General features: G+C 70.2%; 4 protein-coding genes. All 4 read right to left on the bottom strand.

The window, feature by feature from the left end; translation table 11 throughout:
- Nucleotides 1-1,295: sugar ABC transporter ATP-binding protein (locus ACFWOG_RS39350; protein WP_380364419.1), on the bottom strand; the 1,295-nt coding region annotated here is incomplete at its 3' end.
- Between the two features lie 318 nt (nt 1,296-1,613).
- Nucleotides 1,614-1,901 (bottom strand): hypothetical protein, encoded by a 288-nt coding sequence (locus ACFWOG_RS39345; protein WP_380364417.1) that lies wholly within the window; start codon nt 1,899-1,901, stop codon nt 1,614-1,616.
- A gap of 198 nt (nt 1,902-2,099) precedes the next feature.
- Entirely contained in the window at nt 2,100-3,158 is a 1,059-nt protein-coding gene (locus tag ACFWOG_RS39340) for a substrate-binding domain-containing protein (RefSeq protein ID WP_380364415.1), read from the bottom strand.
- A gap of 279 nt (nt 3,159-3,437) precedes the next feature.
- On the bottom strand, nt 3,438-4,649 hold the full coding sequence (locus tag ACFWOG_RS39335) for an IS4 family transposase (protein WP_380364421.1): 1,212 nt from the start codon (nt 4,647-4,649) through the stop codon (nt 3,438-3,440).
- Nucleotides 4,650-5,270: the final 621 nt, after the last annotated feature.

Raw genomic sequence — 5,270 nt, 5'->3', positions numbered from 1 at the left:
GGTTTGCGGGCGAGCCAGCGGGCGAGGACGACTTTCTGTTGGTTGCCGCCGGAGAGTTTGCGGACCTCGTGTTCGATGGAGGGGGTGCGTACGCGCAGGCGGTCGGTGTATTCCTGGGCGAGCTCGCGTTCGGCGGCGCGGCGTACGAAGCGGAAGCGGCGCAGGCGTTCCAGGACGACGGTGCTGGTGTTGTCGCGGATGGAGCGGTGCAGGAACAGGGCCTGGGCTTTGCGTTCCTCGGGGGCGAGGCCGAGGCCGGCGCGGATGGCGTCGCCGGGGCTGCCGGAGCGCAGGGTGCGGCCGTCGAGGGTGACGGTGCCGGAGCGGACGGGTTGGTCACCGGCGAGCGCGAGGGCGAGTTCGGAGCGTCCCGCACCGATCAGACCGGCGAGGCCGACGACCTCACCGGCGTGGATGCGCAGGTCGATGCCGGTGACGTGGTCGGTGGTCAGGCCGTGGACGTCGAGGACGAGGCGGTCGGTGGCGACGCGTTCGCGGGTGAACATGGTGGACAGGTCACGCCCGACCATCAGCCGCACGAGGTCGCCCTCACTGGTGGTCGCCGCGTCCTGGACGCCGGCGAGGGCGCCGTCGCGCAGCACCGCGATGCGGTCGGCGAGTTGGAAGATCTCCTGCATGCGGTGGGAGACGTAGATGACGGCTACGCCTTGGTCGCGTAGGCGGCGGATGAGGGTGAAGAGGGCGTCGACTTCGTGTTCGGACAGCGAGGAGGTGGGTTCGTCGAAGGCGATGACCTTGGCTTCGCCGGTGAGTGCGCGCAGGATTTCGACGAGTTGGCGTTGGGCGGGGGTGAGTTGGGAGCCGAGGAGGTCGGGGTCGAGGACTTTGTCGAAGCCGAGGCGCTTCAGGTCGGCCGTGATGCGGCGGTGTAGTTCGGCGCGGTCCAGGCGGCGGCCCGCGGCGCGGGGGAGGGCGCCGGCGTAGACGTTTTCGGCGACGGAGACGTGGGGGATGATCTCCGGTTCCTGGGGGATGATGCGGATTCCGGCGGTGCGGGCCTGGGCGGGTGAGGCGAGGTCGATGCGGTGGCCGTCGAGGACGACGTGGCCTTCGGTGGGTTGGTGGTCGCCGGTGAGGATTTTGAGGAGGGTGGATTTGCCGGCGCCGTTCTCGCCCATGAGGGCGGTGATCTGGCCGGCGGGGAAGTCGAGGGTGACGCCGCCGAGGGCCTGGACCGCGCCGAACCGCTTGGTGACCTGGTGCACACCGGCGGTGGATGCGGCCGGTGTCCGGCCGGATTCCGGGTCGGTGGGCGGGTCGGGTACTCGGGTCATGGTGTTGTTCACCTCGAAGGCATCGATAGGGACAGCGAAGACGGCGGCGGGGTGACACCGAGAGAGGCGGGGGCCCCGGCCGGCGGGGGGATGACCGGCCGGGGCTGCTCGGGGGCGGGCCGCCGAGGGGGCGCCCGGTGGTAGGTCGGCTGTGGCTGCTGCTGCCGGCCTGGCGGGTGGTGATGGTCGGCGGTGGGTCGGGCGGGCTGTCGGTGGGCCGCCGCCGTTCGCGGTATGGGCTGTTGCGACGGCGGCGGCTTGCTGTGGTGGCGGTTCGTGGGCCCGGACCCGTGATCCGGCGCGGGCGGGTGTGGTGTGTCAGGCGGGGTGGGGGGTGTCGAGGTGGGCGCCTCGGCGGTGGCGTATCGCTGCGGGGCTCTGGGCGCGGAGGGTTGCGGCGGCGGTGGCTTCGGTGGGGGTGGTGGCCCATTGGACGAAGCTGTGGGTTCCGTGGCAGCCGTCGGGTTTGCGGGTGGGGAGGGTGACCATCCAGCAGGGGGTCGCGTCCGGGCTCGTCCAGTGGTCGAGGAGGGCGGTGCGCACCGGTGTGCAGGACGCCGTGCCCGGGTGGGGGTGGCCGGTGGTTCGGCAGGACGTGTAGGACACGGGTGCCTCCGGTGGTGCGGGGGCGCCTGGTCGGGCGCCGGGTGGTGCGGTGGTGGGGCCGGGTGGCACCTGGCGGGTGTTGTCGGCCGCGCGGGGGGCGTCTGGCGCCGGGTGCCTGGAGGGGTGTCCGGCGGGAACGCTTCTGGGGGGTGTCCGGCCTGCGGGGGCAGGCCGGCGCGGCATGTGCGGGACCGGGGGTCAGCTGCAGGTGGCGCCGCTGGTCTTGAAGGTGGTGGCGTCGACCATGGTGGTGGGGGCGAAGGCTTCGGCGGGCATGGCCTTGCCGTTCTTGAGGTTGTCGTAGAGGGTCTGGACGGCGAGTGCGCCGACGTCCTTGCCGTTGATGAAGAGGGCGGCGCGCATGCCGGTGGGCTTGCCGCTGTTCCAGTTCTTGCAGGCGAGGTAGGCGCCGAGGCCGACGCCGATGACGTGGTCGGCCTTGAAGCCGGCGTTCTCCAGGGCGGTGACGCCGCCCTGGACGTTCTCGTCGTTGCAGCCCCAGACGACCCAGTTCTTGACGCCGGGGTTGGCGGTGACGGTCGCGGCGATCTTGTCCTGGGCGCCGGTGGGGGTGTTGTCGGTGGCGACGTCGATGTTCTGGACGCCGGCGCTCGCGCCGGCGGCGAACGCGGCCTTGGCTGCGTTCACGCGGTCGGTGCAGACGGTGACGTCCTGCTTCCACGCGGAGATGGTGCGGGTCTCGGCGGGGTTCCAGCCGGCCTTGGTGAACTCCTCGGCGGCGCGCTTGCCGACCTCTCCGCCCATCTGGGCTCCGGAGAAGCCGATCCGCGGCACGAGGTTGTCCTTCGCGCAGACGGACGGGTCGGGGCCGTTGGTGCAGATCTGGTCGTCGGAGGTGAGGAGCGCGACCTTGGCGTCCTTGGCGGCCTGGACGACCTGCGGACCGACCGCGGGGTCGGGGACGACGATGATCAGGCCGTTGGACTTCTGCGCGATGGCGGACTGGACCTCGCTGACGGTCTTGTTCGCGTCGTTGCCCAGGTTGACGACCTTCAGGTCGACGCCGAGCTCGGCGGCCTTGGCCTTGGCTCCGGCGGCCTCGCCGATGAAGTACTCCTGGTCGCCCTGCTTCTGCAGGTAGGTCATCGAGATCTTGCCGCTCACCGGAGCGACCGAGGCGCCGGCGCCCGGGGACGAGGAGGACTCCTGACCAGTGGAACACGCGGCGAGGCCGAGGGCCACGGCCATCGTCATGGCCGCGGCTGCCACGGCTCTGGGGGTCTGCGGAGGACGCATGGGTGGTGCTCCTTATCAGCTGTCGGCGCCGGTTGGCGAGGTTGCCGGTGAGGGGTGGCGCCAGGTGGAGGGTTGAGGGGCCCGTCGGGGGGCGTGGATCAGGCCGGGCGGCGTCTGCGAGGGCCGGTCCGTGTGACGGGCGGGGCTCGGTGGCGCAAATCGATGCTCATACTTAGCAGCTATGCTGTCAAGCACTGTGACCAGATGGTTAACACTCAAGACCAGGAAGTTAAGCCGCCGCGGCGTTCGTCAATACACTGCCCGAGGCCCGGGTGATGGTCACGGTCGTGGTGGTGTGCCGTTTTCGGCGGTTGGCCGTGAGGCTCTTGTAGGCGTAGGGCGACAGTGCGTGGTGACCAGCCGGCTCGGTTCCGGGACGGTCCGAGGCAACAGCGGATTGCAGTTGGCGATGATGACGGACTCGCGGATGGCACGGACAGCGATGGTGAACGAGAGGCGGTCCGGGTCGAGGCCGGCGTGGTCAGCAGCCTGGCACATCACGATCCGAGCGGCCTGATAGGTGATCAGGTAGGCGTATACCTCCTGCTCAACGCCTTGCGGAGTGCCTGAACGCAGGACCCGGCCAGGTCCACGGAGGGTGACCTTCAGGCCGAAGAACGCGGTCTCCGCTTCCCACCGCTCGTGGTAGAGGGCGGTGACCTCGGCGGCCGGGAAGCGGGTGTGGTCCAGCAGTGTGGTGATCAGTCGCAGGGTGCTGCAGCGGGAGACGCCTTCGCGGTCGGTGGTCGTGACGGTCGCCTCGATGACCCTCACTCCCAGCCCGTGCGTCTGTGCGGGGACGCCGCCGCGACGGAGCCACATTTTGAGGCGGTGGGCGTGGGAAGGCTGAGGGATGAAGGAGATCCACGAGCCGTCCGGTAGCGCGTGAGGGACCGGCAGGACGCGCTGACCCCGGGCGCGAAACAGCGCGTGGGCGCCGGTGTCGGCGGTGGCTCGCAGCAGGAGGTAGGTGTCGTAGGCACGGTCCGCCGGCAGAAGCATTCCCGGTCGCAGGGATCGCATCAGGCCGACGGCATGGGTGGCTTCGCCGCAGGCCAGCGGCGCGATAGCACTGTCGATCAGGGCGCGCGTGCCGCATTCGACGATGGCGGAGACCCTGGCCAGGAGGTAGCCGTCGGCGCCGTTCTTGCCCAGGACCCGTCCGTAGTGGGCGGAGTTGGCGGGTGTGTCGGGAAGCGTGAGGGTCGTGGCGTCCAGGGCCGTCAGGCGGAAGGCGTGCCGCAGCGCAGTGGCCGATGGGTCACCACCCGCTCCGGCAAGTCCGGCGACCAGCGAGGACCACACTCCGAGGTAGCCCGACTCGGGGGAACGGGTCATCGCGAGCAGGAAGTACACCACCGTGCGGGAGGGAAGCAGACGCACCCGCTGCTGGACCCTTCTGGTCTCCGCGAGGACCTCGTCGACCAGCTCGGACGGGACGATTCTGGTCAACTCGCCCAAGTGTCCAGCCGAGAAAGCGTCTTGGGCCATGGAAGCCCTGCGCGACATGGCGGACTGCACGCCCGACGGAGCCCCCCAGAACAGCGATCTTGGTCGACGCAGTTCTATCGGGGCTCCGTTGCCACGTCAGGAACTTGACGAACGCCGCAGCGGCTTAACTTCCTGGTCTTGGGTTAACACTGGACCCTGAGCGAAGTGCCTTGCCCGCAGGCTGATTCCGAGGCCTTCGCGTAGAGGAGGATCCGGCTCGGATCAAGCAAGGCGGCCTTGTGGGCACGACCCAATGGTGTTCGCGGCGGGTGGCGGTGGGCGCGCATTCTCGATCAACGGGCGACGGCGCGGTGGGTCGCTCTGCGCATTCGGCTCCGCGGATGCCACTTGGACGGTCGCCCCCGCGGCCCGTGGGGAGAGCTCCAGGGGCCACCGACCGGGCAGTCCGAAGAGCCCGCGCGCCTGCGCTCGGACGCCTCCGAACCGGCCGGAGCGTGGGTGTTCGGGCGCGACCGTTCGCTGTGGACTCGGAACCCGGCGGTGTGCTTGCGGCTACCGCAGCATATAGGGGGTTGCGGGTGGGGCGGTGGTGTTGACGGGGGTGGTGAGGATGGATCCTGCGAGTGCGGGGTTGGTGGTGAGGCCGTGTCGGGCGGTGGT

Origin of the sequence: Kitasatospora sp. NPDC058406 (assembly GCF_042722765.1) — a bacterium.
GTDB lineage: Bacteria > Actinomycetota > Actinomycetes > Streptomycetales > Streptomycetaceae > Kitasatospora.
Note: the sequence above shows the minus strand (reverse complement) of the source record. Positions and strands in the feature narration are given on the sequence as shown.

Excerpts from the sequence above, each read along its gene's own strand:
- ACFWOG_RS39335 (WP_380364421.1), bottom strand. The coding sequence starts at position 4,649 with ATGGCCCAAGACGCTTTCTCGGCTGGACACTTGGGCGAGTTGACCAGA.
- ACFWOG_RS39340 (WP_380364415.1), bottom strand. The coding sequence starts at position 3,158 with ATGCGTCCTCCGCAGACCCCCAGAGCCGTGGCAGCCGCGGCCATGACG.